General features: G+C 59.9%; 20 protein-coding genes. 5 read left to right on the top strand and 15 right to left on the bottom strand.

The genetic code is table 11. The annotated features are described in order from the left end of the window. The first annotated feature begins 75 nt into the window (after positions 1–75). Entirely contained in the window at positions 76–201 is a 126-nt protein-coding gene (gene ykgO, locus Q1A20_RS06480) for a type B 50S ribosomal protein L36 (protein WP_005850168.1), read from the top strand. A gap of 69 nt (positions 202–270) precedes the next feature. Here ykgO and Q1A20_RS06475 read toward each other — a convergent pair whose 3' ends face one another. After that, positions 271–1,080: a hypothetical protein gene (locus Q1A20_RS06475; protein WP_299400772.1), complete on the bottom strand. Its 810-nt coding sequence runs from the start codon at positions 1,078–1,080 to the stop codon at positions 271–273. A 93-nt stretch (positions 1,081–1,173) separates the two neighbouring features. Between Q1A20_RS06475 and yghU the strand changes: the two genes are divergently transcribed. Continuing rightward, positions 1,174–2,049 (top strand): glutathione-dependent disulfide-bond oxidoreductase, encoded by an 876-nt coding sequence (yghU, locus tag Q1A20_RS06470; protein ID WP_299400774.1) that lies wholly within the window; start codon positions 1,174–1,176, stop codon positions 2,047–2,049. 28 nt (positions 2,050–2,077) lie between these two features. Here the strand turns inward: yghU and Q1A20_RS06465 are convergent, their stop codons facing one another. The 7 genes from Q1A20_RS06465 to Q1A20_RS06435 form a co-directional block, all read right to left on the bottom strand. After that, positions 2,078–3,754, bottom strand: a complete 1,677-nt coding sequence (locus tag Q1A20_RS06465; RefSeq protein ID WP_299916439.1) for an iron ABC transporter permease — start codon at positions 3,752–3,754, stop codon at positions 2,078–2,080. 20 nt (positions 3,755–3,774) lie between these two features. After that, positions 3,775–4,641 carry an alpha/beta hydrolase gene (locus Q1A20_RS06460; RefSeq protein ID WP_299400778.1) on the bottom strand — a complete coding sequence of 289 codons (867 nt, stop codon included), beginning with the start codon at positions 4,639–4,641 and terminating at the stop codon, positions 3,775–3,777. A gap of 34 nt (positions 4,642–4,675) precedes the next feature. Continuing rightward, positions 4,676–5,875: a phenylacetate--CoA ligase family protein gene (locus Q1A20_RS06455; protein WP_299400779.1), complete on the bottom strand. Its 1,200-nt coding sequence runs from the start codon at positions 5,873–5,875 to the stop codon at positions 4,676–4,678. Between the two features lies 1 nt (position 5,876). Next, positions 5,877–6,260, bottom strand: coding sequence for a cupin domain-containing protein (locus tag Q1A20_RS06450; RefSeq protein ID WP_299916437.1), 384 nt, complete (start codon positions 6,258–6,260; stop codon positions 5,877–5,879). A gap of 23 nt (positions 6,261–6,283) precedes the next feature. Beyond that, positions 6,284–7,120: an ABC transporter ATP-binding protein gene (locus tag Q1A20_RS06445; protein ID WP_299916435.1), complete on the bottom strand. Its 837-nt coding sequence runs from the start codon at positions 7,118–7,120 to the stop codon at positions 6,284–6,286. A 66-nt stretch (positions 7,121–7,186) separates the two neighbouring features. Beyond that, positions 7,187–8,470: an ABC transporter substrate-binding protein gene (locus Q1A20_RS06440; RefSeq protein ID WP_299400786.1), complete on the bottom strand. Its 1,284-nt coding sequence runs from the start codon at positions 8,468–8,470 to the stop codon at positions 7,187–7,189. Between the two features lie 87 nt (positions 8,471–8,557). Continuing rightward, entirely contained in the window at positions 8,558–9,634 is a 1,077-nt protein-coding gene (locus Q1A20_RS06435; protein WP_298968335.1) for a branched-chain amino acid ABC transporter permease, read from the bottom strand. A gap of 206 nt (positions 9,635–9,840) precedes the next feature. On the opposite strand from Q1A20_RS06435, the gene Q1A20_RS06430 reads away from it, so the two are divergent. Then, positions 9,841–10,179 (top strand): SHOCT domain-containing protein, encoded by a 339-nt coding sequence (locus tag Q1A20_RS06430; RefSeq protein WP_299916433.1) that lies wholly within the window; start codon positions 9,841–9,843, stop codon positions 10,177–10,179. 21 nt (positions 10,180–10,200) lie between these two features. Here the strand turns inward: Q1A20_RS06430 and Q1A20_RS06425 are convergent, their stop codons facing one another. The 5 genes from Q1A20_RS06425 to Q1A20_RS06405 form a co-directional block, all read right to left on the bottom strand. Then, a complete protein-coding gene (locus tag Q1A20_RS06425) occupies positions 10,201–11,190 on the bottom strand; it encodes a branched-chain amino acid ABC transporter permease (RefSeq protein ID WP_299400791.1) in 990 nt (329 codons plus the stop codon). Continuing rightward, complete coding sequence (locus Q1A20_RS06420) at positions 11,190–11,795, bottom strand: hypothetical protein (protein ID WP_299400794.1); 606 nt, start codon at positions 11,793–11,795, stop codon at positions 11,190–11,192. The genes Q1A20_RS06425 and Q1A20_RS06420 overlap by 1 nt, the downstream gene beginning before the upstream one ends. Before the next feature lie 179 nt (positions 11,796–11,974). Next, complete coding sequence (locus tag Q1A20_RS06415) at positions 11,975–12,448, bottom strand: hypothetical protein (RefSeq protein ID WP_299916430.1); 474 nt, start codon at positions 12,446–12,448, stop codon at positions 11,975–11,977. 64 nt (positions 12,449–12,512) lie between these two features. After that, positions 12,513–13,331 (bottom strand): ABC transporter ATP-binding protein, encoded by an 819-nt coding sequence (locus Q1A20_RS06410; protein ID WP_298968344.1) that lies wholly within the window; start codon positions 13,329–13,331, stop codon positions 12,513–12,515. 72 nt (positions 13,332–13,403) lie between these two features. After that, positions 13,404–15,374 carry an AMP-binding protein gene (locus tag Q1A20_RS06405; protein ID WP_299916429.1) on the bottom strand — a complete coding sequence of 657 codons (1,971 nt, stop codon included), beginning with the start codon at positions 15,372–15,374 and terminating at the stop codon, positions 13,404–13,406. A 239-nt stretch (positions 15,375–15,613) separates the two neighbouring features. Here Q1A20_RS06405 and Q1A20_RS06400 point away from each other — a divergent pair, with 239 nt between their 5' ends. Together Q1A20_RS06400 and Q1A20_RS06395 are read left to right on the top strand one after the other, a co-directional pair. Beyond that, positions 15,614–17,527 carry a PAS-domain containing protein gene (locus Q1A20_RS06400; RefSeq protein ID WP_299916427.1) on the top strand — a complete coding sequence of 638 codons (1,914 nt, stop codon included), beginning with the start codon at positions 15,614–15,616 and terminating at the stop codon, positions 17,525–17,527. Then, complete coding sequence (locus Q1A20_RS06395; RefSeq protein ID WP_299400804.1) at positions 17,524–18,225, top strand: response regulator transcription factor; 702 nt, start codon at positions 17,524–17,526, stop codon at positions 18,223–18,225. Before Q1A20_RS06400 ends, Q1A20_RS06395 begins: the two co-directional genes overlap by 4 nt. Before the next feature lie 15 nt (positions 18,226–18,240). On the opposite strand, the gene Q1A20_RS06390 is transcribed toward Q1A20_RS06395, so the two are convergent. Together Q1A20_RS06390 and fdhF are read right to left on the bottom strand one after the other, a co-directional pair. Next, positions 18,241–19,449 carry a Zn-dependent hydrolase gene (locus tag Q1A20_RS06390; protein WP_299916424.1) on the bottom strand — a complete coding sequence of 403 codons (1,209 nt, stop codon included), beginning with the start codon at positions 19,447–19,449 and terminating at the stop codon, positions 18,241–18,243. 48 nt (positions 19,450–19,497) lie between these two features. Further along, positions 19,498–22,263, bottom strand: a complete 2,766-nt coding sequence (gene fdhF / locus Q1A20_RS06385) for a formate dehydrogenase subunit alpha (RefSeq protein WP_299400808.1) — start codon at positions 22,261–22,263, stop codon at positions 19,498–19,500. Positions 22,264–22,273: the final 10 nt, after the last annotated feature.

The following is a 22,273-nucleotide window of genomic DNA, read 5'->3' as shown; positions in this document are numbered from 1 at the left end:
CTGTTTCACCCGTTCGCTTTTGCGAACGACCCGTAACCCGGCGCTGGCCCGCGCCACAACATGAGGAGAACGACCATGAAGGTTCGCAATTCGCTCCGCTCGCTCAAGAATCGGCACCGCGACTGCCGTGTTGTGCGCAGGAAAGGCCGCGTTTACGTGATCAACAAAACGCAACGCCGGTTCAAAGCCCGCCAAGGCTGAACCGCCGCGACATCATTTTTCAAAAGAGCCGCCTTTCCGGGCGGCTTTTTTATTGGCCGAGGCGCAGCGCTAGCACAGGCTGCCCTCGACCTCATATTCAGGAAAAGAGAAATGGGGTGCGTGGCGGTCTGGGAAAACCGGATCCTTGCTGGTGGCCCGAAAACCCTCCTTGGCGAAACGCGGCAGGCGCACCAGATCATCATTTTCCGGGAATCGCAGTTCATGGGCCAGAATGTCGTCAGATGACCGTCGCAAACGTGGGAAGTCCTTCAGCCTGACGGTCTGGCAGATGAATTGGGGTTTCACCGAAATCCGGGCCATTTGGTCTGGCCCGGCTGTGGATACATCAACGAGGTGACCTGCCTTCGTGCTGAAATCGCGCACCGCGAAGGTCAGCGGGTCCGCCAGGGCGATGACAGTCGACTGTTTGCCCGGACCAAACAGCCTTTCTTCCCCTTGCCACGTCTCGCCACGCACCAACCGCAGATCATATGTCCCCGGCGGCACCAGCACTTTGAAAAATGTGCCGCCCTGAATAAAGGCCGCCAGCGCCGCGGCGCCGGTTTCGGCATCCAGCAGCGTCAGATAATAATTCTGACCTGACGGCGTCTTGACCTGCAGCGGGAAGACCGCGGGCAACCCGGTGCGGTTCCACATCAACCCGTGGGCCTGCGGCACCGCATTTGGAGCATCGGTCTCGGCGGGCAAAGGTGACGCCTGCACGCACAAATAAGTGATCACGACCACAGACAGGAAAAACCGGGCCGCGCCCGATCCCCACGCGCAACGCCGTATTTTGGTTGTTCCGCACACGCATAGGCCCTGCAAACGGGACTTGCGCCCCGCGCCGCCTACCTGTTCCATCATGTGTGGCGTCATGTTTGATGTCCCGATGCTGACCGGACCAGCCCTTGTTCTGGTGTCCGCTCAACATAAGTGCTTAGTCTGTCAAATACCAAGATTGAGGGGCCAATGACCGACAAGACCGAATACATTCCGCCAGCTGTCTGGACGTGGGATGCCGAAAATGGCGGAAAATTCGCCAACATCAATCGCCCTATCGCGGGGCCAACCCATGACAAGGAATTGCCGGTCGGCAAGCACCCTTTCCAGCTCTATTCGCTGGCCACGCCCAACGGCGTGAAAGTGACGGTGATGCTGGAAGAACTCCTCGCTCTTGGCATCAAAGACGCTGAATACGATGCCTGGCTGATCAAGATCGGCGATGGCGATCAATTCGGCAGCGGCTTCGTCGGGGTGAACCCGAATTCCAAGATCCCGGCATTGCTCGACCGTTCCGGCGACACTCCCACGCGCGTCTTTGAATCCGGTGCGATCCTGCTGCATCTGGCGGAGAAATTCGGCAAGTTCATGCCAAGGGACCCCGCCGCGCGGGCCGAAGCCCTCTCCTGGCTTTTCTGGCAGATGGGGTCAGCGCCCTATCTGGGCGGCGGTTTTGGCCATTTCTATGCCTACGCTCCGGAGAAATTCGAATACCCCATCAATCGTTTCGCGATGGAGACAAAGCGCCAGCTGGACGTCTTGGACCGGCAGCTCGCCGAACATGAGTTTATCGCAGGCGCCGAATACACCATCGCGGATATCGCCATCTGGTCCTGGTATGGTCAGCTGGTGCTGGGCCGTCTCTACAGTGCTGCGGAGTTCCTGGATGTCGAGAGCTATACCCATGTGATGCGGTGGGCCAAGGCGATTGATGCACGCCCCGCCGTCCAGCGCGGGCGCATGGTCAACCGCACCTTTGGTGAGCCGGAAGTGCAGCTGCACGAACGCCATGACGCCAGTGATTTCGACACGCAAACACAGGATAAGATCGGCGAAGACGCGTAAATTAGGGGGCGGTGGCCCAAGGCCCACCTTACCGGCTGCGCCGCCCCACCTGCCGACAGATCAGAATGACCGGCAGCAAGCCGATGGCCACGATCACAAGGCTCGGCACAGCCGCCCCCTCCAACCGCTCGTCGGAGGCAAGGCGGTAGGCCTGCACCGCCAGCGTGTCGTAATTGAAGGGCCGCATGATCAGGGTCGCGGGCAGTTCCTTCATCACGTCGACAAAGACGATCAGCAGGGCGGTCAACAGGCTGGGCGCAAGGATCGGCAGGTGCACACGCCGCAAGGTACCGGTGGGTGTTTGCCCCAGCGACCGCGCGGCGGCATCCATATTCGCCGGGACCATCGCCTGACCGCCCTCATAAGCGCCCAGAGCGGCAGCCAGAAAGCGCACCATATAAGCGGCCACCAGCAGCCAGATCGACCCTGTGATCAACAGGCCGGTGGAGATATCGAACTGTGCCCGCATGAAGGCATCAAGCGCATTGTCAAACCCCGCAAAGGGCACCAGCAGGCCAACCGCGATCACGCCGCCCGGCACCGCGTATCCCAGACGGGCGACATAGACCGCCCCCTGGGACATCCGCCCGGGCCGCACCCGTTGGAAAAAGCCGACGATGATCGCCGCGGCGACCGTGCAGAGCGCGGCGACCGAGGCAAGCGTCAGGGAGTTCTGGATGAACCCCAGATACCGCGTGCTGAGCAGGTTCTGCTCCGACCCCAATCCCATGGAAAACAGTACAACGATGGGCAGTACCGCACCGAAAAGCACCGGCACAGCGCACAATCCAATAGCCAGTACCGACCGCAGCCCGGTCAGGCGCGCGGGCTCCATGCGTTGCTGACGGCGCGATGGATCGTGGTATTTTGCGCCGCCCCGCTGTGCCCGTTCCAGCATCGCCAGCAAGAGGGCAAAGCTCAGCAGACACAGCGCCAGTTGCGCCGCCCCCGCCCGGTCGGCCAGCGAAAACCAACTGGTGTAGATGCCTGTGGCAAAGGTTTGGACCCCGAAATAGGCAACGGTGCCAAAATCCGCGATGGTCTCCATCACCGCCAACAAAACACCCCCCGCAATGGCGGGACGGGCCAGCGGCAGGCTGATTTTGAAAAAGGCCGACCAGGCGCTCGCCCCCAGCGCGCGCGCGGCCAGAAAGGTCGTGGCACTTTGCTGCAAAAACGCCGCGCGGGCGAGCAGGTAGACATAGGGATAGAGCACCAGAATCAGCATGGTCGCCGCGCCGCCGACAGAGCGGATCTCTGGGAACCAATAGTCGCGTGGCCCCCAACCGGTCAGCGCGCGCAGGCTCGCCTGAACAATGCCGGGGTGATCCAGAATATGCGTGTAGGCATAGGCCAGCACATAGGCCGGAAAGGCCAGGGGCAGCACCAGCGCAATTTCGAAAAACCGCACACCCGGAAAGCGGGTCATGGTGACCAGCCAGGCGGCCCCGACCCCCAGCGCAAAGGTCCCTATTGAGACCAGCAGCACCAGCACCAGCGTTGTTCCCGCATAGCGCGGCAGCACGGTTTGCATCAGGTGCGCGACCGTGTCCGTGCCACCGCTGAGGGCCGCGATGGCCACCGCCAACATCGGCAGCGCACAGATGCAGGCCACCAGAACGGACAGGCCAGCCAACACGCGCTGCCCGTCCCGGGCACGGTTTTGCGGTATCTTGCTGGGTTTCAGGATCGGTGCGTCTGACATGATCGCTGTTTTCGACGCTTTTAGTCAGAATTACCAGTCGGAACATCATTACGGGGCACGGGCACTTCAAAAAACGCACGGATGTCGTCAAAGACTTGCGCCGCAGAGAGAAATAGCAAATGCCCGTGCCCCGCGTATTCCGTGATCCCGGTTACGCCAAGTTTGGCTGCAAATTCCGCCGTTTGTGTGGGAGAAAACACCGGGTCCTCAGATCCTGCGAAAAACCGGACATTTCGGGGGTTGGGCAGAGGGTCCACAGGACCCTTCCAGCGCTTCAAATCCTGCGTGTGGGCCCGCAGGATCGCGCGTTCGGGGAACACCATGTTTGGCAGACGCGCGCTTGTGATCTCATCGCTGCGCCGCGCCGTATCCGCATATCGATGGACGCTGTGCCCAAAAAGCAAGACGCGATAATACTCCAACCAGACTTGTCTGACTGCAAACGAACGCGCCCTTAACGCCGCGCCCGACAGCGCGCGGGCAATGCTCAGCTTGGTGCGCCATCCGCCCGCCTTGGGCAAGGCGGGCGCCATGCCTGCCACCTTCACCGAAGGCGGTAAAGCGGCTGCAGCCGTCAGCGCAATCGCCCCGCCGGTTGAAAATCCGATCACGCAGATCCGTTTCGACCGGTATCGCCGGGCAAACGCCACAACCTCTGCCGCCGCGTCCTCGATGTTCAAAGGTGGGTCCAGCGCCCGGCCATCTAAGCCGGGGAACGGATAGTAGACCGGTTCCCACCCGTCCACGCGCCAACCCGCCACCGCGTCAAACATGCTGATGCGCGTCAGGGCACCGGGGATGCAGATCACCAAAGCCTCCGCCGCCGCAACCGCCTCCTCGTCGTAAATTAGAAATTCAGAGGGCGCCGTCACAGAACTGGCTACCATGCGCATTCCTTCACCAACTGCCGCAAGACAGGCGTCAGTCGTAGCTGCGTTGGTCCTCGATCACCAGCCCGTCCTTGGGCAGGCTGCCAGGGGCCACCACCTCGACCGTTCCCTTCATCTTCAGCGTTGCCACGACGGATTGCGCAACAGCTTCAGGCGCGACCCCGGTGGCCTCCACCTGAACCGTCATGGCATCCTGTGCGCCGTCACGGCTGGCGATGACCCGGGCCTTCACGATGGCATCATGATGCGCAACCAGCGCCGCCACCTGTTCCGGGCGGACAAACATGCCCTTGATCTTTGTGGTCTGATCGGCGCGGCCCATCCACCCCTTGATCCGCGTGTTGGTGCGTCCGCAGGGGCTTTCGCCGGGCATCACCGCGCTGAGATCTCCAGTGGCGAAACGGATCAGGGGATAGTCAGGGTTCAAAGCTGTCACCACAACCTCGCCAACCTCTCCGGGCGCGACGGGGTTACCTGTGCCGGGCGTTACAATCTCAACGATCACTTTTTCATCGAGGATCATCCCTTCTATGGCCGGGCTTTCATAGGCGATGTTGCCCAGATCCGCGGTCGCGTAGCATTGCAAGCAGGTGATGCCGCGATCCGCATATTCCTGACGCAGCGCCGGGAAAAGCGCGCCACCGCCGACAGCGGCCTTGGTGATCGTCAACGCCACGCCCATCTCTGCGGCCTTGTCCAGGATCACCTTCAGATAGTCTGGCGTACCGGCATAAGCGGTTGACCCGACGGCCTGGGCGGCCTGCACCTGCAACTCGGTCTGCCCGGTCCCGGCAGGCAACACCGTGGCCCCAACCGCACGCGCCCCGGATTCGAAAATCATGCCCGCCGGCGTCAGATGGTAGCCAAAGCAGTTTTGCACGACGTCCCCCGCGCCAATGCCAACCGCGTGCAGAAACCGGCCCATGCGCCACCAGTCGTGGGTGATGCCACCCGGTTCATAGATCGGTCCGGGGGATTGAAACACATGCGCCAGATTGCTTACCGGGATGCCGCCAAAGGGGGGGCTGTCCGATTGCCATTGCGCCAGATCGGATTTTCGCAGGACCGGCAGTTTCTGCAAATCGCTTAGGGACTGCACTGAACCAGCGGCGATCCGACACGCCTCCGGCGCCGCCGCCACGCGTTCGATGTTCGCCTTGAGGGCGGCCAGCTGCGCCGCTTCACGCGCATCCGCACTGCGGGTTTCCAGATCGTCAAAATAGGTGGACATTTTACTCAGCCGCCGTTTGGAAAGGTTGATCTGCCTTGACGATATGAGTGGTCACAATCTCGATATCCGCATCACCCTGATTGGTCACGCCGCCATGCACCTGACCTTCGGGAAAGAAGATCGGCGTACCGTCGGCAAAGGCGACCTCCTTGCCGTTCGGCATCAACGCGGTGCCACCGACAACGATCACCGCATGCTCATCACCGGGATGCGTGTGCAGCGGGATGCGCCCGCCGGGTTTAACCGTCAGCGTGGAGACGATCACAACCATGCCCTCGGACCCGCTCAGGGGCTGCTCGTTCAGAATGGTGCGCACCACCAAATCTTCGGCCGCGACGGGTGCCGCGACCAGGGTCAAGGCGATGGCAAAGGCAAACTTACGCATGGCAATTCTCCGCATCTTGAAGGTTATGAAAGCCACCGCTTGCGGCGGCGATAGCTGCGCACGTCACGGAAGGATTTGCGCCCTTCCTCCGACATGCCCAGATAGAATTCCTTGACGTCCGGATTCTCGCGCAACTCAGCGGCGGGGCCGTCCATCACCACGCGGCCTGATTCCAGAATGTAGCCGTAATGCGCAAAACGCAGCGCCACATTGGTGTTCTGCTCCGCGAGCAGGAAGGTCACACCTTCGTTCTCGTTAACTGATTTCACGATCTCGAAAATCTGCTCCACCAGCTGTGGCGCGAGCCCCATGGAGGGTTCATCCAGCAGGATCGTCTCGGGCCGCGACATCAGCGCGCGCCCGATGGCACACATCTGCTGTTCACCACCTGACGTATACCCCGCCTGACTTTTGCGGCGCTCTTTCAACCGAGGGAAATAACTATAGACAAGCTCCAGATCAGACTGGATCGCGGCATTGCCGTCACAGCGCGTATAGGCGCCGGTCAGCAGGTTTTCCTCAACCGTCAGATGCTCAAAACAATGACGGCCTTCCATCACCTGCACGACACCGCGTTTCACGGTTTCCGCGGGATCCTGATGTTGGATGACCTCGCCACGGTAGCGGATCGATCCTTTGGTCACCTCGCCGCGCTCGCTTGCCAGCAGGCCGGAAATCGCTTTGAGCGTCGTTGTCTTGCCCGCGCCATTGCCGCCCAGTAAGGCGGTGATCCCGCCCTTTGGCACATTCAGGCTCACACCTTTCAACACGAGGATCACGTGATTGTAGATGACCTCGATATTGTTGACTTCCAGCACCGTGTCGGTGCTTGTGTCCTGTTCCTTGGCGGCGTCCAGCATGGCGCGGTGACCTCAGTTTAGCGGAATGGATGTCCCGGCGGCGATGCCGCCGGGACCGTGTGTTTTTTAGTTGCAGTTGGATTCGATGTTGTTTTCCGCCTTGTAGGCTGCGGAGTCCTCATCGATCAGCGGCTGGATGACGCTCATATCGGTCGGCGCAAAATCCGAGATTTTCACGAATTTGCCCGCGCCCGCGTCCCATTGGGTCACGGCCACCATGCCTTCGCCCCCGTGGTTTTCACAGGACACAGAGAACGACGGGCCAAAGCCTGGCAGACCCGCCGCCGCCATCACCTCTTCGGTGATTTCCAGCGCTTCCATGCCATCGCGCATCTGACCGGAGGTGATATCAGCCACCCCATGGATCTCCTGCGCTTTTTTCACCGCTTCCGCCGCCAGCATGGCCGCATAGATCCCGCGGTTGTAGGGCACCGTCCCCAGTTGATCGCCCGCACCGGCGGTTTTGCCGGTCTCGACCACATATTTCTGTAGATCATCATACAGCGGGAAGTCACTGCCCACCGCCGTCAGCGCCAGCGCCTTGAAGCCATTGGCCTTGTCGCCCGCAGGCTGCACGTCAATCTCAGCACCCGACCACCAGATGCCGATGAAATTCTCCATCGGGAAACGGATGTTCGCGGCTTCCTGCACCGCCACCTGGTTCATCACGCCCCAGCCGTACATGATCACATTGTCTGGCTTTTCCCGGCGGATCTGCAGCCACTGCGACTTCTGCTCCTGACCGGGGTGGTCCACCGCCAGCAGGCTCAGTTCAAACCCATGCTTTTCGGAAAGCTTCTCCAACGTCCGGATGGGCTCCTTGCCATAGGCGGAGTTGTGATAGACCAACGCGATTTTTTTGCCGGAAATGTCGCCGCCGTTCACCTCGAGAATGTGATTGATCGCGGCGGACGCACCGTTCCAGTAGTTTGCCGGATAGTTGAAGACATGGCTGAAGACGTCGCCGTTGGCCGCCGATGTCCGGCCATACCCCATCGAGTGGATCGGGATGTCATCTGCCGTGGCTTTGGGGATCAGCTGATAGGTGATGCCGGTGGAAAGCGGTTGGTACACCAATGCACCTTCACCTTTGGTGCTTTCGTAGCATTCCACACCTTTTTCCGTGTTGTAACCGGTCTCGCACTCCAGCACGCGCGCGGCCACACCGCCAATGCCCCCGTCCCGTTCGTTCAGCAGCGTGAAATAATCCGCATAGCCATCCGCAAACGGAATGCCACCCGCAGCGTAGGGCCCGGTGCGGTAGCTCAGCGATGGGAAGACAAGATCCGCCATCACGGGGCTTGCCGCCATCAGGCCGGCCACGGCCATTGTTCCTAGTCTATACTTCATCGGTGTTACCTCCCTTGGTGTTTGTCCGATGTCCCGGTTGCCCGGGGTCTTGTCGCGGGTTTGCCCGCCGTTATTCTGTGGCCCGCGCTAATGCGGGAAGGGCCACAATCTCAGTTTCTCCTTAGCAACGCGCCAAAGCTGCGCCAGCCCATGCGGTTCCGCGATCAGAAAGACCACAATCAGACCGCCCACGATCACGAGGTTCAGGTGCGCCACGATGTCCGTGGGCCAGCCCAGCCAGTCCACGCCGATGATTTTCAACAGCACCGGCAAAAGCACCAGAAAGGCTGCCCCGGCAAAGGAACCAAAGATCGACCCCAGCCCGCCGATGATGATCATGAAGAGCACGAGGAAGGATTTGGTAATGCCAAAGACTTCACCCACTTCCACAGCTCCCAGATAGACCGCGAAAAAGAGCGCGCCGCTGATCCCGACAAAGAAGGACGACACGGCAAAGGCCGTCAGTTTGGCTTTGAGCGGGTTCACCCCGATGATTTCTGCGGCAATGTCCATATCCCGGATCGCCATCCACTGCCGCCCGACCGACCCGCGCGTCAGGTTGCGCGCAACCACAGCCGACAGCACCGTAAAGATCAGACAGAATAGATAAGTGGCCCAGGCTTCGGTATTCGGACCGGTGATCAGAATGCCAAAAGTGTCACGTTCGGGCGCGTTGATCTGACCTGACGCGGAGTAGTTGTAAAACCAGGAAACCCTGTTGAACAACCACACAAGGAAAAACTGCGCGGCCAGCGTCGCCACCGCCAGATAAAAACCCTTGATCCGCAAAGACGGCAGGCCAAAGAGCACACCCACCATGGCCGTGATCCCGCCCGCCAGCAGCACGTGGATGAACATGCTGACCTCGGGAAAGCTGGTCATCAGCTTGTAGCAGGCATAGGCGCCCACAGCCATGAACCCGCCAGTACCAAGCGAGACCTGCCCGCAATAGCCCACCAGAATGTTCAACCCAATCGCCGCAATCGCGTAGATCAGAAACGGCATGAAGATCGAATTCACCCAGTAGTCATTGACCATGAAAGGGATGACAAAGATCGCCACAAACAGCACCGCATAATAGCGCCACCGGTCGAATTTAATCGGAAACGTCTGACTGTCCTGTGGATAGGTCGTGCTGAAATCTCCGGCTTCACGATAGAACATTTAGCGTCTCCTCATTCGAAACCTGAACCATGTGACGCACCCCAAAGCATCCGACCCCGATGTTTCTATTGGCTAAAAATATCCCGGGGTCTGGGGCAGCGCCCCAGCCGGAAGCCGCATTAACCACTTCACAATCTTTCACGCTTTTTCCCAATTCTGCCCCATTTGAACGGGCAAAACCGCTCCGGTGGGAAGGAGTGGACGACATGACGGCGATCCTAAAGGAACTGCGCGACCTCGATGCGCAGTTGGCGCGCGGCGATATCACCGACGCGGCATATATGGCGCAACGCGCAGCCTTGATCGACAGTGTCGACGTCGTGGAACCCGAATTCGTCGCGACAGGCGAAGCTGTACCAGAACCCGTTCCGCAAAAGTCGGGCGCAACGCTCTGGGGTCTTGGCCTCATCATCTGTCTGGCCGTACTGGGGATCTGCCTGTGTCTGGCCATGCTGACCTTCGCAGATTTCAATCTCGCGCTGACCCTCGGCGTGACAGTGCTGGCCGCACTGACCGTCGCGCTCTTCCGCAATCTGGAAGAATAAACGCCGCGCACCATGGACGTGTCACACGCGTTCAATGATCTTCTCCCCAAAAAGCCCCTGCGGTCGGAACACCAGAAACAAAAGCGCCAGCATATAGGCAAACCAGTTCTCTGTCGCGCCACCCAGATAAGGGGCACCGATCAGGAATTCGAAAAGCTTCTCGCCCACCCCAATGATCAACCCGCCGATGATCGCGCCGGGAATGGACGTGAACCCGCCCAGCATCAGCACCGGCAACGCCTTCAAGGCAATCAGTGACAGTGAGAACTGAACGCCGGATTTTGCGCCCCACATGATCCCCGCGACCAGGGCGACAAACCCCGCAAGCGACCAGACCAGGATCCAGATGAAGTTCAGCGACACGCCTACTGACAGCGCCGCCTGATGGTCATCGGCCACCGCACGCATTGCGCGGCCCTGCTTGGTGTATTGTGCAAACATCACCAAGGCGGCAACCAGAATGATCGCCACAACACTTGCCACGATATCCAGATTGTCGATGAAAAAGCCGTAGCCGAACCAACCATAGGTCGTCTCATCAATCGCGATATTGATCCCTTGTGGCAGACCGACATCCAACGTCTTGATATCAGAGCCCCACATCAGATCGCCCACCCCTTCAAGGAAATAGGCCAGACCAATGGTCGCCATGAAGAGGATGATCGGCTCCTGCCCCACGAGGTATCTGAAAATGAACCGCTGCACCATCCAGGCCAGCAGTACCATCACCCCGATGGTCAGAATGATCGCGGCAAAGGCCGGAATGTTCCAGCCAAAGTAATGGATGTCGGTGCCGAAGATTGCATTGATCAGATGCGCAAACGGCACCTGACCGTTCATGATCCCATACAATGTCATGGCGGCAAAGAGCGCCATGACCCCTTGGGCAAAGTTGAAAATGCCGCTGGCCTTGTAGATCAGTACAAAGCCAAGCGCCACCAATGCGTAGAGCACCCCCGCCATCAACCCGTTGAGGAAAACTTCAATGGTAAAGGCGAGTTGCTCAGGCATCAGTCGGTCTTTCTTTCAAACATTGCACGGGTGTGTTCGCGTTCCGGCTGGTAGGAGACCTTGAGCCGCGTCAGGCCCGCCGCACTGAGGTTCCAGTTCAGCGTGATCTCCGTGACCCGCCCATCTTCGCGGGGCGCGGCCAGAAACACTGCGGCGTAGGCGCGTGGCATATCCCGCTGGGAAAGGGGCTCAAACGGTGCGGTTGCCACGAAGTCCGCCCCTTCGGTCGCGCGCCAGCTTTTATAGGCCGTCACCAGGTCCGAAAACGTCAGGTCGGTCAGCAACAATTCACACGACGGGAATTGATCGCCATAAACCACCGCGATGTTGGGGGTCGGGGTGGTGCGGTAGCCCAGCGTCACCTGCGTCAATTCACTCGCCGCAAACCGCGAGCTGACCGATGCCGGAATGGCGCTTAGCGTCTCCGGGTCCAGCGTATTGGGATCGTTCAGATAGCCCGCACAGTAGTCCTGAAAGACAGCGCAGGTCTGTTCCAGCGCCGGTATTGGGGTGGCGCAGAATTCGGCACTCGCCGCCTCCGCCTCGTTGCCGGTGAGCATCGCTCCGCCCATCACAAAAAGGCCAGTCATCCAATATTTCATCATGTCGTATCTCCAAACTGGTTAAAGGCACCAGCCGAATCCACACGCGAAAGGAGCACTTCAGACCAAGCGGTACCGCACACCGTGCATCGATGTGATGCCATGGTTATATCGGCAAAAAACCGCCGGGTCACTGAAAGACCGACATTCATCATATGAAAAACCGCGATATGCACGTGACGTTAGCTTTCAAGGTATGTCTCCAGTACGGAATAGGTGCCTGCATGCACCCCTTCCAACACCAGCGTGACCCGCAAACGCGGCTCAATCCATTCAAGACTTGACAAAACCGTTGCGGCCCCTTCCCGCGCCATCTCGTACCGCTCCGTCCGCACCTGTGCTGCGATCCAACCGGCAATCTCACCCCTATCCACGATGTTGCCGGACACGGAACACAAGCGATCCCCATCAAAAAGTGGCGCGGGATCTAGGATAACGACATCTCCCTCAGCCGTCGGCCCATAGGCCCTGGCGTCCTTTGAAAACATCTCAGACAGTTGCGCGTATTCGATCCAGTTCAGATCGGTCAGAACCGCCGGCGAAAATGCCTCAAAAGCGTCGAGGCACCGCAACTGGAAAGTCTGCCAGGCATCCGCGCGAACGCCACCTTGAGGCGCCGATGCCATTAGCAACGCGGCGGATGTCGCAAAAACCATTCCGCATCGCCGGGCAACCGACGTCATGCCGGTGCCGGGTCGAGGCACAGTTGGCCGCGCGATTTCAATCATGGCTGACACCCAGATAAGCGTCGATCACATCCTGATTGTTGCGCACCTCATCAGGTGTGCCGTCGCCGATCTTCTTGCCATAATCCATCACAACCACACGGTCGCTCAGGTCCATGACAACCCCCATGTCGTGCTCGATCAGCGCAATCGTCGTGCCGAACTCATCGTTCACGTCAAGAATAAAGCGGCTCATGTCCTCTTTTTCCTCGACATTCATGCCCGCCATCGGCTCATCTAGCAGCAGAAGAGACGGTTCGGCGGCCAAGGCCCGTGCCAGTTCCACGCGCTTTTTCAAACCATAGGGCAGACGGGCGACAGGGGTCTTGCGGATCGCCTGAATTTCCAGAAAATCAATGATCTTTTCGGCGAATTCCCGGTTTTCGGTTTCTTCCTGTTCCGCCTTGCCGAACCAAAGAGACTGCGCCCAAAGCCCGGTTTTCATCTTGGTCAGCCGCCCGGTCATCACATTATCGAGCACCGACATCCCTTCAAAAAGCGCGATGTTCTGGAAGGTGCGGGCAATGCCTTGCTGCGCCACCTGATAGGGCTTCATCTGTGGCCGCGGGCTGCCCTTGTAGAACACCTGCCCCTCCTGCGGGACATAGAAGCCGGAAATCACGTTGAGCATAGAGGATTTGCCCGCCCCGTTCGGACCGATGATCGCGCGGATCTCCCCTTCGCGAATATCAAAGGAAATGTCCTTGATCGCCTCCACCCCGCCAAACCGCAGCGTGATATTCTTCATCTCCATCACCACGCCACCAATCTTGCGACCGTCTTCGGTGGTGTATCCTTCGGTCTGATCAAGCATGATGAACTCTCGCAATAGTTGCGGCCAAACGGGATGGTGGGCGGGGCGATGGCGCAGCCGAGCGTCGTTCCATCATTCCGCCGCCATCTTCTGCGCAATCGCTCCTACAGCCGCCGACCGCACTTCCAGCGTCGCCGATATCGACCCTTTGCGACCATCCTCATAGGTCACTTCCGTGACCGTGCTCACGGAAGTCGATCCATCATAAAGTGCTGCGATGATATCCGCGTATTTCTCCTCGATGATCCGACGGCGTACCTTGCGGGTCCGGGTCAATTCGCCATCATCCGCATCCAACTCCTTGTGCAGCACGACAAACCGGTGGATCTGACACCCTGACAGCATGTCGTCCTGCGCCACCGAACGGTTCACCTCCTCAACATGCCCCTGGATCGTATCCATCACTTGGCTGTGCCGCGCGAGTTCCTGATAAGAGGCGTATCCGATGTTGTTGCGTTCTGCCCAATTGCCCACCGCCGTCAGATCGATGTTGATGAAGGCGGTACACTCATCGCGCCCATTGCCAAAAACCACGGCCTCCAGAATGTTGGGGAAAAACTTGAGCTTGTTCTCCACGTATTTCGGCGCAAAAAGCGCCCCGCTGGCCATCTGACCCACATCCTTGGCGCGATCAATAATCCGCAGATGCCCGGTTTTTTCCTCGATGAACCCGGCGTCACCTGTCGCGACCCATCCTTCTGCGTCCTTGGTATCTGCCGTGCTTTTGGCGTTTTTGTAATACTCAACAAACACACCCGGGCTGCGGTAGAAAACCTCACCACTTTCGGCGATTTTCAATTCCACACCCGGACAGCAGACGCCTACGGTATCGCTGCGCACTTCGCCATCGGGCTGTGCCGTGATGAAAACCGTGGCCTCGGTCTGGCCATATAGCTGTTTCAGATTGATCCCCAGGGACCGATAGAAATCAAAGATCTCCGGTCCGATCGCTTCGCCCGCCGTATACCCCACACGCACGCGGCTGAACCCAAGCGTGTTTTTCAACGGTCCATAGATAAACAACTCGCCGAGGTTATACTTGAACCTGTCCCATTGGCTGACCGGCTCCCCATCCAGAATAGCGGGACCCACCTTGCGCGCATGCGCCATGCAGATGTCGAAAAGCCATTTCTTGAAACGGCCCGCGTCTTCCATGCGGATCATCACATTGGTCAGCTGTGTCTCGAACACCCTCGGCGGCGCAAAATAATAGGTTGGCCCGATCTCACGCAGATCGGTGTGCATCGTATCCGCGCTTTCTGGGCAATTGGTGCAGAACCCGGTCCACATCGCCTGACCGACCGAAAAAATGAAATCCCCAACCCAGGCCATCGGCAGATAGGCCAGAATGTCATCCGTCTGCCGCAGATCATCGAATTCGGAGGATGATTTAGAGGTCTCGATCACATTGCGGTTGCTCAGCACCACGCCCTTGGGCTTGCCCGTCGTGCCGGAGGTGTAGAGCATCACGCAGGTGCTGTCGTAGGTCAGCTTCTCCTGCCGCGCGGTCAATTCGCCCAAAAGCTCATCGCGCTTGGCGCGCCCAGCGTCCTGCACATGCGAATACTGGTGCAGCTTTGCATGGTCGTATTTCCGCAATCCGCGCGGATCGAGATAGATCATCTGCTCGAATGTCGGCAACTGGTCCTGGATCTCAATGACCTTATCCACCTGCTCCTGATCGCCCACGATCACGAACCTTGCGCCGCAGTGGCCCAGCACATAGGCCATCTCTTCCGCAACCGCATCCTGATAGAGCGGTACCGGGATCGCACCCACCATTTCCGCAGCCACCATGGACCAGTAAAGCTTGGGCCGGTTCCGCCCGATGATCGCAACGAAATCACCTTCCCTGGCGCCCAGATCAATCAACCCCAGAGCCAGCGCCTCAATCTCTTCGAGCGTTTCGCGCCAGGTCCACGACTGCCAAATGCCGTATTCCTTTTCGCGATACGCCGGGGCATTCGCGAATTCCGTGGCATTGCGGTGCAAAAGCTCCGGGACGGACTGCGGTCCGCTGGCGCCCTCTGTGCGATTATTCAATTGTTGTCCTCCCAGACCTTGCCCTTTTTCCAGACAAGCGCAGCCCTTTTGGCTGTCGTACAAATAACAATGTTCCTTTTACCCTTGAGGTCAACTTTTTCGTCATGTTTTCTCAATCCTAACGAATTGTTACAGACGCATCTCGTCACGGCACCCACGACAAAGCTGATTTTCCTTCCCACTTTCCATGATAGCATTGGCGTGTGCTGGTCAGCACAGGACATCGTTTGGAGCAGCCTTTGACCATTTCCCAAAACCGGACACAGGAGCTGACAGCGGCGGGCCTCAACCTGATTGCGCAATCGCTGACGATCTACGACTCAGATCTGCGGCTGGTCGTATGCAATGTCCCCTTTCAGCGGATGTTCGATCTGCCGGATGCGCTGGTCACGCCGGGAGCCACGTTTGAGGACACGATCCGACATCTGGCGCTGCGCGGCGAATATGGCGATGTCACGGACGTTGAGACCTTTGTCGCGGAACGGGTGGAACAGGCGCGCGCCTTTGAAGTGCATTACATGGAACGCACCCGGTCAAACGGGCGGATCATCAGTGTCGAAGGCGCGCCGCTGCCGCAGGGCGGATGGGTCACGGTCTATACCGATATTACCCGCACCAAACAGCAAGAGGCGCTGTTGCAGGGCCGTTCCGAAGAACTGTCTGATCAATTGAACAGCTACGCCGAAGAGCTTTCCACCACCAACCGGGCGCTCTCTGCGATGAACGCAGCGCTGGAAGAGGCCAAGCGCGAATTGACCGAGATCGAAGCGCGCACCCGACTGACCACGGAGATGATGCCCGCCCATATCGCGCATGTGGATGCTAGCGGCAGGTACACCTATTCGAACCGGCAGCTCAGCACGGTGATCCCGGACCGCCCCTCGGATATCCACGGGATGCACATCCGCGATGCTTTGGGATCCTCCGCCTATGACCGGATCGCCAGCCACCTTGAGACGGCATACAGCGGGCAGCCATCGGTCTTTGAATTTACCGATGATGCGAGCGCCCGGCGCATTCGGGCGGCCTTCACGCCCGACACCCGCGGTGGCGTCTACATCCTGTCCATGGACGTCACGACCGAAATGCAGGCCCGCGTGGCACTGCAACAAACCCGCAGACGCGCGCTGGCGGCGCAGATGACCTCCGGTCTGACCCATGATTTTTCCAACCTGCTCACGATTATTCTGGGCCTGCAATCCAAACTGCTGCGGTTGCAGGACCTGCCCGCCCAGGCCACCGACCTTGCCGAGGGAACCCTCGCGGCGGCGCGGCGCGGTGGCACTTTGCTGAGCAGTATCGCCGGGATGACCGCACAGCGGGCGCTCAGGCCGGAAGTCACCGATTTGCACACGCTGATGCAGGATCTCTATACGCTGGCCGCCCCCACCCTGCCGAAGGACGTGCGGCTCACCATTGATAACGCAGCACCGGTGACGCCCGTCCTGCTCGACGCAGGCATGGCGACCGACAGTCTGCTCAACCTGATCCTGAACGCCCGCGACGCCTGCGGCGCGTCGGGCGACATTTCCGTCACGGTCGGCCTTGTGCATGACACCTGGATCGAATGGCAGATTTCCGATACCGGGCCGGGGTTTTCCGAGGCCGCCCTGACACGCGGGTTCGATCCGTTTTTCACCACCAAAGGGGCAGAAGGATCGGGTTTGGGCCTGCCGATGGTCTACGATATGACAAAACTGGCGGGCGGTGATCTGCGGCTGGAAAACAGGGGGGATGGCGCGCGGGTTGTCCTGCGATTGCCCTACCGGCCAGCGGTGAAAGCCGTCAAAGGGCTGGTGCTGCTGGTTGAGGACCGCGACGACCTGCGCGCGCTCTATCGCGAGATGCTGACCGATCTGGGGCATGCGGTGATCGAAGCCGTGGGCGCGGATGAGGCCAGCGCGCTGATGGCAGATATTCCGGACATCACTTTCGTTCTCTCTGACGTGCAGTTGACCGGTGAGGCCACCGGCATCGACCTGGCGCACAGGGTGGACGGTGCCGTGCCAATTGTGCTGATGACCTCGCTGCCCGTCGATAACCCGCTTTATCAGGCCGCCCAAAAGGCGGCACCCGTCTTGCGCAAACCCTTCACACCAGACGACATTGCAGCACTGTTTGCCGAGACCCCTGCACAGGTATCCGCCGAATGACTACCCCCTTGGTGACAATCCTTGATGACGAACCGGCCATCCGCACGATGCTGGAGGATGCCCTGCAGGACGCGGGTTTTCGCACAATGAGTTTTGGCCGCGCGCAGGCCTTTACCGCCGCGCTGGCGCAACAGACGCCGGATGTCTGTCTGGTGGATCTTTCGCTGCCCGATACGGATGGTTTGACGCTGGTACACAAGCTGGCGCTGGAGCAAGGGGCGATCGTGATCATCATCTCCGGGCGGGCGCTGGTGCAGGACAAGGTCACCGGGCTGGAGTTGGGTGCCGATGACTACATCATCAAACCGTTTGATCCCGCAGAGGTGGTCGCCCGCGTCCGCGCACGGTTGCGCACCTCCAAGCCCACACAGACAACAGGTCTGGTCGCGGATTTCGCCGGATGGACAGTGCACTTTGATCAATATGTCCTGGAAGATGACGCAGGTCAGCAGATCCCCTTTTCCCACGCCGAGGGCGAAGTGCTGCGCCTGTTTCTGGAAAACCCCAAGCGGTTGATCAGCCGGGCCCAGATGCAGGATCATCTGGGCGGGGCAGCCAGTGAGAGCTTTGACCGTGCCATGGACGTGCGCATTTCGCGGCTGCGCACCAAGCTGCGCGAAGACCCGAAAAACCCGCAGCTGATCAAGACAATCTACGGCGCTGGTTACATTTTTCTGGGGGATGTCGTCTGGCAATGAGGCCTGCGGCGCGCCTTACGACAGATCGGCCACCGCCTGCGCCAACACCCTCAGGCCACAGACCAAATCGGCCTCGTCGGTGTCTTCCTCAAACGCATGGCTGATCCCGTTGATGGACGGCACAAAGAGCATTGCAACGGGCATCAGCGCCGACACATTTGTCGCGTCATGCAAGGCACCCGATGGCATCTGACGCCACTGGCCCGACACAATCTGCTCTGATGCGGCACGTAATGCGCCCTGCAGGCGCGCGTCCATCGCGACCGGCTCAAACCCAAGCAGAGGGCCGTAGGACAGGGTCATCCCCCGTGCCTCGGCAATTTCCGCCGCGGTTGTCCTGATCACGGTCTCGATCCGCCCAAGCCGCGCCGCATCGGCATCGCGCCATTGCATCGAAAACACCGCCCGGCCCGGCACGATAGAGGATGCGTTCGGGTGCAAACCGACATGGCCAATGGTCCAGACGGTCTGCGGCGTGACCACGTTCTGCAGCCGGTCGTTCATCAGCGCATTGAACGCCGACACGGCTTGAAACGCATCGCGGCGCAGATGCATTGGCGTGGTGCCCGCGTGGTTTTGTTGGCCATCAAAGGTGATCTTCATGTCGCGGATGCCGACGATATCAGTCACAACACCAATTTTTTCCCCCGTTGCATCCAGGGTCGGGCCCTGCTCGATGTGCATTTCGATAAACCCGGTAAACTGCGCGGGATCGACCGGACCTGTCACCATCTCTGCCATGCGGGACCGCGCTGTTGCCAGCGCAACACCGGCATGATCGGTCAGCCCATCCGCGTCCTTTTGGCTGAGGTGACCAGACCAGACCGCGCTGCCCGTGGTGACGCCGAACCGCCCTTCTTCATCCTGAAAAGAGACCACCGATAGGGACGGCCCGCCGGTTTCCTGTGCCGCGCGCGCAATCTCCAGCGCCGCAATGACGCCAAGCGCGCCATCAAGCCATCCCCCTTCGGGCTGGCTGTCGCTGTGGGAACCCAGCAGCAGCGACTTGCCCTCGGCCAGACCGAAAAGATTGCCCATGGGGTCAATTTCAACACGCAATCCGGCATCTGCCATTTGCTGCGCCAGCCATTTGCGCGCCGCGATATCCGCCTCACCATAGGCCGGACGCACGACACCTTTGCCGACACCCGACGCGCCAAAGCTGCGCAGCTTATGCAAATTCGCCAGAAAGCGGTCAGGATCAACCACGCAATTCACCTCCATCGACCCGTCAAAGCCTAAGCTCTGGCCTCAAGAATGAGAAGACAGCAGTTACTCTGCCGCAACGGCCTCTTCGGCTTTTTCAACACGTACCGCGGAGAACTTGAACTCGGGGATCTTGCCGTAAGGGTCGATGGCCGGGTTGGTCAAAATGTTCGCCGCCGCTTCGACATAGGCAAAGGGCACAAACACCATGTCCGGCGCGACGGCACGGTCTTCGCGCGCCATGATCGAAATGCTGCCGCGTTTGGTGGTCAGCTGCACATGCTCTCCGGGCACCACGCCCAGTTTGCGCAGGGTAGAGGGATGCAGCGAACAATTCGCCTCCGGCTCCAGCCCGTCCAGCACGGTGGACCGCCGGGTCATCGACCCGGTGTGCCAGTGCTCCAGCTGTCGACCCGTTGTCAGGATCATCGGGAAATCTTCGTCCGGCACATCATCTGGCGCGATCACGCTGGCAGGGGTAAACCGCGCACGACCTTCAGGGCGCGGGAAACCCTCACCAAAGACAATTGCCTGGCCCGGATCTTCGGGGCTGAGCGAGGGGTAGGTGACCGCGTTCTGTTCGGCCAGCCGGTCCCAGGTGATGTTTTCAAGGCTACGCATGTTCTGCTTCATCTCGGCAAACACATCTGCGGGGCTTCCGTAGGTCCACCCAAGGCCCAGCCGCTTGGCCAGTTCGACCTCGATCCACCAATCCTCGCGCGCATCGCCGGGGGGTGGGACAGCGGGGCGGCCCATTTGCACCTGCCGGTTGGTGTTGGTCACCGTCCCGGATTTTTCGGCAAAGGCACTCGCCGGTAGGATCACGTCAGCGTAATTCGCCGTCTCAGTGATGAAGATATCCTGCACCACGAGATGATCGAGTTTGGCCAATGCGGCCCGCGCGTGCTCCACATCCGGATCCGACATCGCCGGATTCTCGCCCAGCACATACATGCCCTTGATCTTGTCTTCATGCACGGCGTCCATGATCTCCGTCACGGTCAAACCGCGCTCGTTGGAGAAATCGGCGGAGCCCCAGACCTTGGTGAAGGCCGAGCGCACACCGTCATCTGTAACCGGCTGATAGTCTGGCAGGAACATCGGAATGAGCCCCGCATCCGACGCGCCCTGCACGTTGTTCTGACCCCGCAGCGGGTGCAGGCCGGAGCCCGGACGCCCAACCTGACCGGTCATCAAGGCCAGGGAGATCAGGCAGCGCGAGTTATCCGTCCCATGAATGTGCTGGCTGACGCCCATGCCCCAGAAAATCATCGCCGCCTTGGCGCCCGCAAAGGTGCGCGCCACATCGCGCAGCACCTCTGGCTCGATCCCGCAGATCGGCGCCATGGCTTCGGGCGAGAAATCCGCCAGATGCGCTTTCTCCGCCTCCCAGTTCTCAGTGTAGGCGTCGATATACTGCTGATCGTAGAGCCCTTCCTCCACAATGGTGTGCATGATCGCGTTCAGCATCGACACATCGGCGCCGGGGCGGAATTGCAGCATATGGCTGGCGAAGCGTTTCAGGGCCTGACCGCGCGGGTCCATGACAATCAGCTTGCCACCACGCTTGGTGAACTGCTTGAAGAAGGTCGCGGCTACGGGATGGTTTTCAATCGGATTGCACCCGATGGCGATCGCGACATCGGCGTTCTCGATCTCGTTGAAGGTCGCGGTCACAGCGCCCGACCCCACATTCTCCATCAGCGCTGCCACAGAGGACGCATGGCAGAGCCGCGTGCAGTGGTCGACATTGTTGTGGCCAAAGCCCTGGCGGATCATCTTCTGGAACAGATAGGCTTCTTCGTTGGTGCATTTGGCGGAGCCGAAACCAGCGATCTCGCGCCCCCGGCCCTTCATGCCAGCGGCGGCAAAATCCAGCGCCTCGTCCCATGTGGCTTCACGGAAATGCGTCTGCCAATTGCCGGGGTCCACGTTCAGCCCCTTTTCAGGCGCATCTTCACGGCGGATCAGCGGTTTGGTCAGCCGGTGCGGGTGGTGGATATAGTCAAACCCGAAGCGACCCTTGACGCAGAGCCGCCCCTCATTCGCCGGGCCATTGATCCCGTCAACATATTTCACCTTGCCGTCTTTGACTTTAAGCGAGACCTGACAGCCGACGCCGCAGAACGGGCAGATACTTTCGACGGCCTCGTCGAAATCGGCGCTGTCACCGACCTGATTTTCATCCACGACCGTGGCGGGCATCAAGGCTCCCGTCGGGCAGGCCTGCACGCATTCACCGCAGGCCACACAGGTGCTCTCGCCCATCGGGTCGGCCATATCGAACGTCGGGTAGCTGTCATGCCCGCGCCCCGACATGCCGATCACATCATTGACCTGCACCTCACGGCAGGCCCGCACGCAGAGCCCACACTGAATGCAAGCATCCAGGTTCACCGACATCGCCACATGGCTGTCATCCAGAAGCGGAATGCGGCCCTCTTCCAGTTTGGGAAAGCGGCTCTCCTCCACACCATTCAGCGCTGCCATCTCCCACAGATGGCTTGATTTATCATGTGACACGTCCTGCTCCGGCTGATCGGCCAGCAGCATCTCAACCACCATCTTGCGCGCGCCTTCCGCCCGGGCGGAATTGGTCGTGACCACCATGCCTTCGCTGGGTTCGCGGATGCAGGAGGCGGCAAGTGTCCGCTCGCCCTCGATCTCCACCATGCAGGCACGGCAATTTCCGTCCGGACGATAACCAGGGGCCGGTTTGTGGCACAGATGCGGGATCACGAGCCCCCGGCCATTGGCCACTTCCCAGATGGTCATACCGGCATCGGCCTGAACTTCTTGACCGTCCATTGTGAAGGTAATTTTGTCAGACATGCCGGTGCGT

This window comes from uncultured Roseobacter sp. (genome assembly GCF_947501835.1).
In the GTDB taxonomy this organism is placed as follows: Bacteria; Pseudomonadota; Alphaproteobacteria; order Rhodobacterales; family Rhodobacteraceae; genus Roseobacter.
The sequence above is the reverse complement of the archived record's forward strand: the minus strand, read 5'-3'. Positions and strand labels throughout refer to the sequence as shown.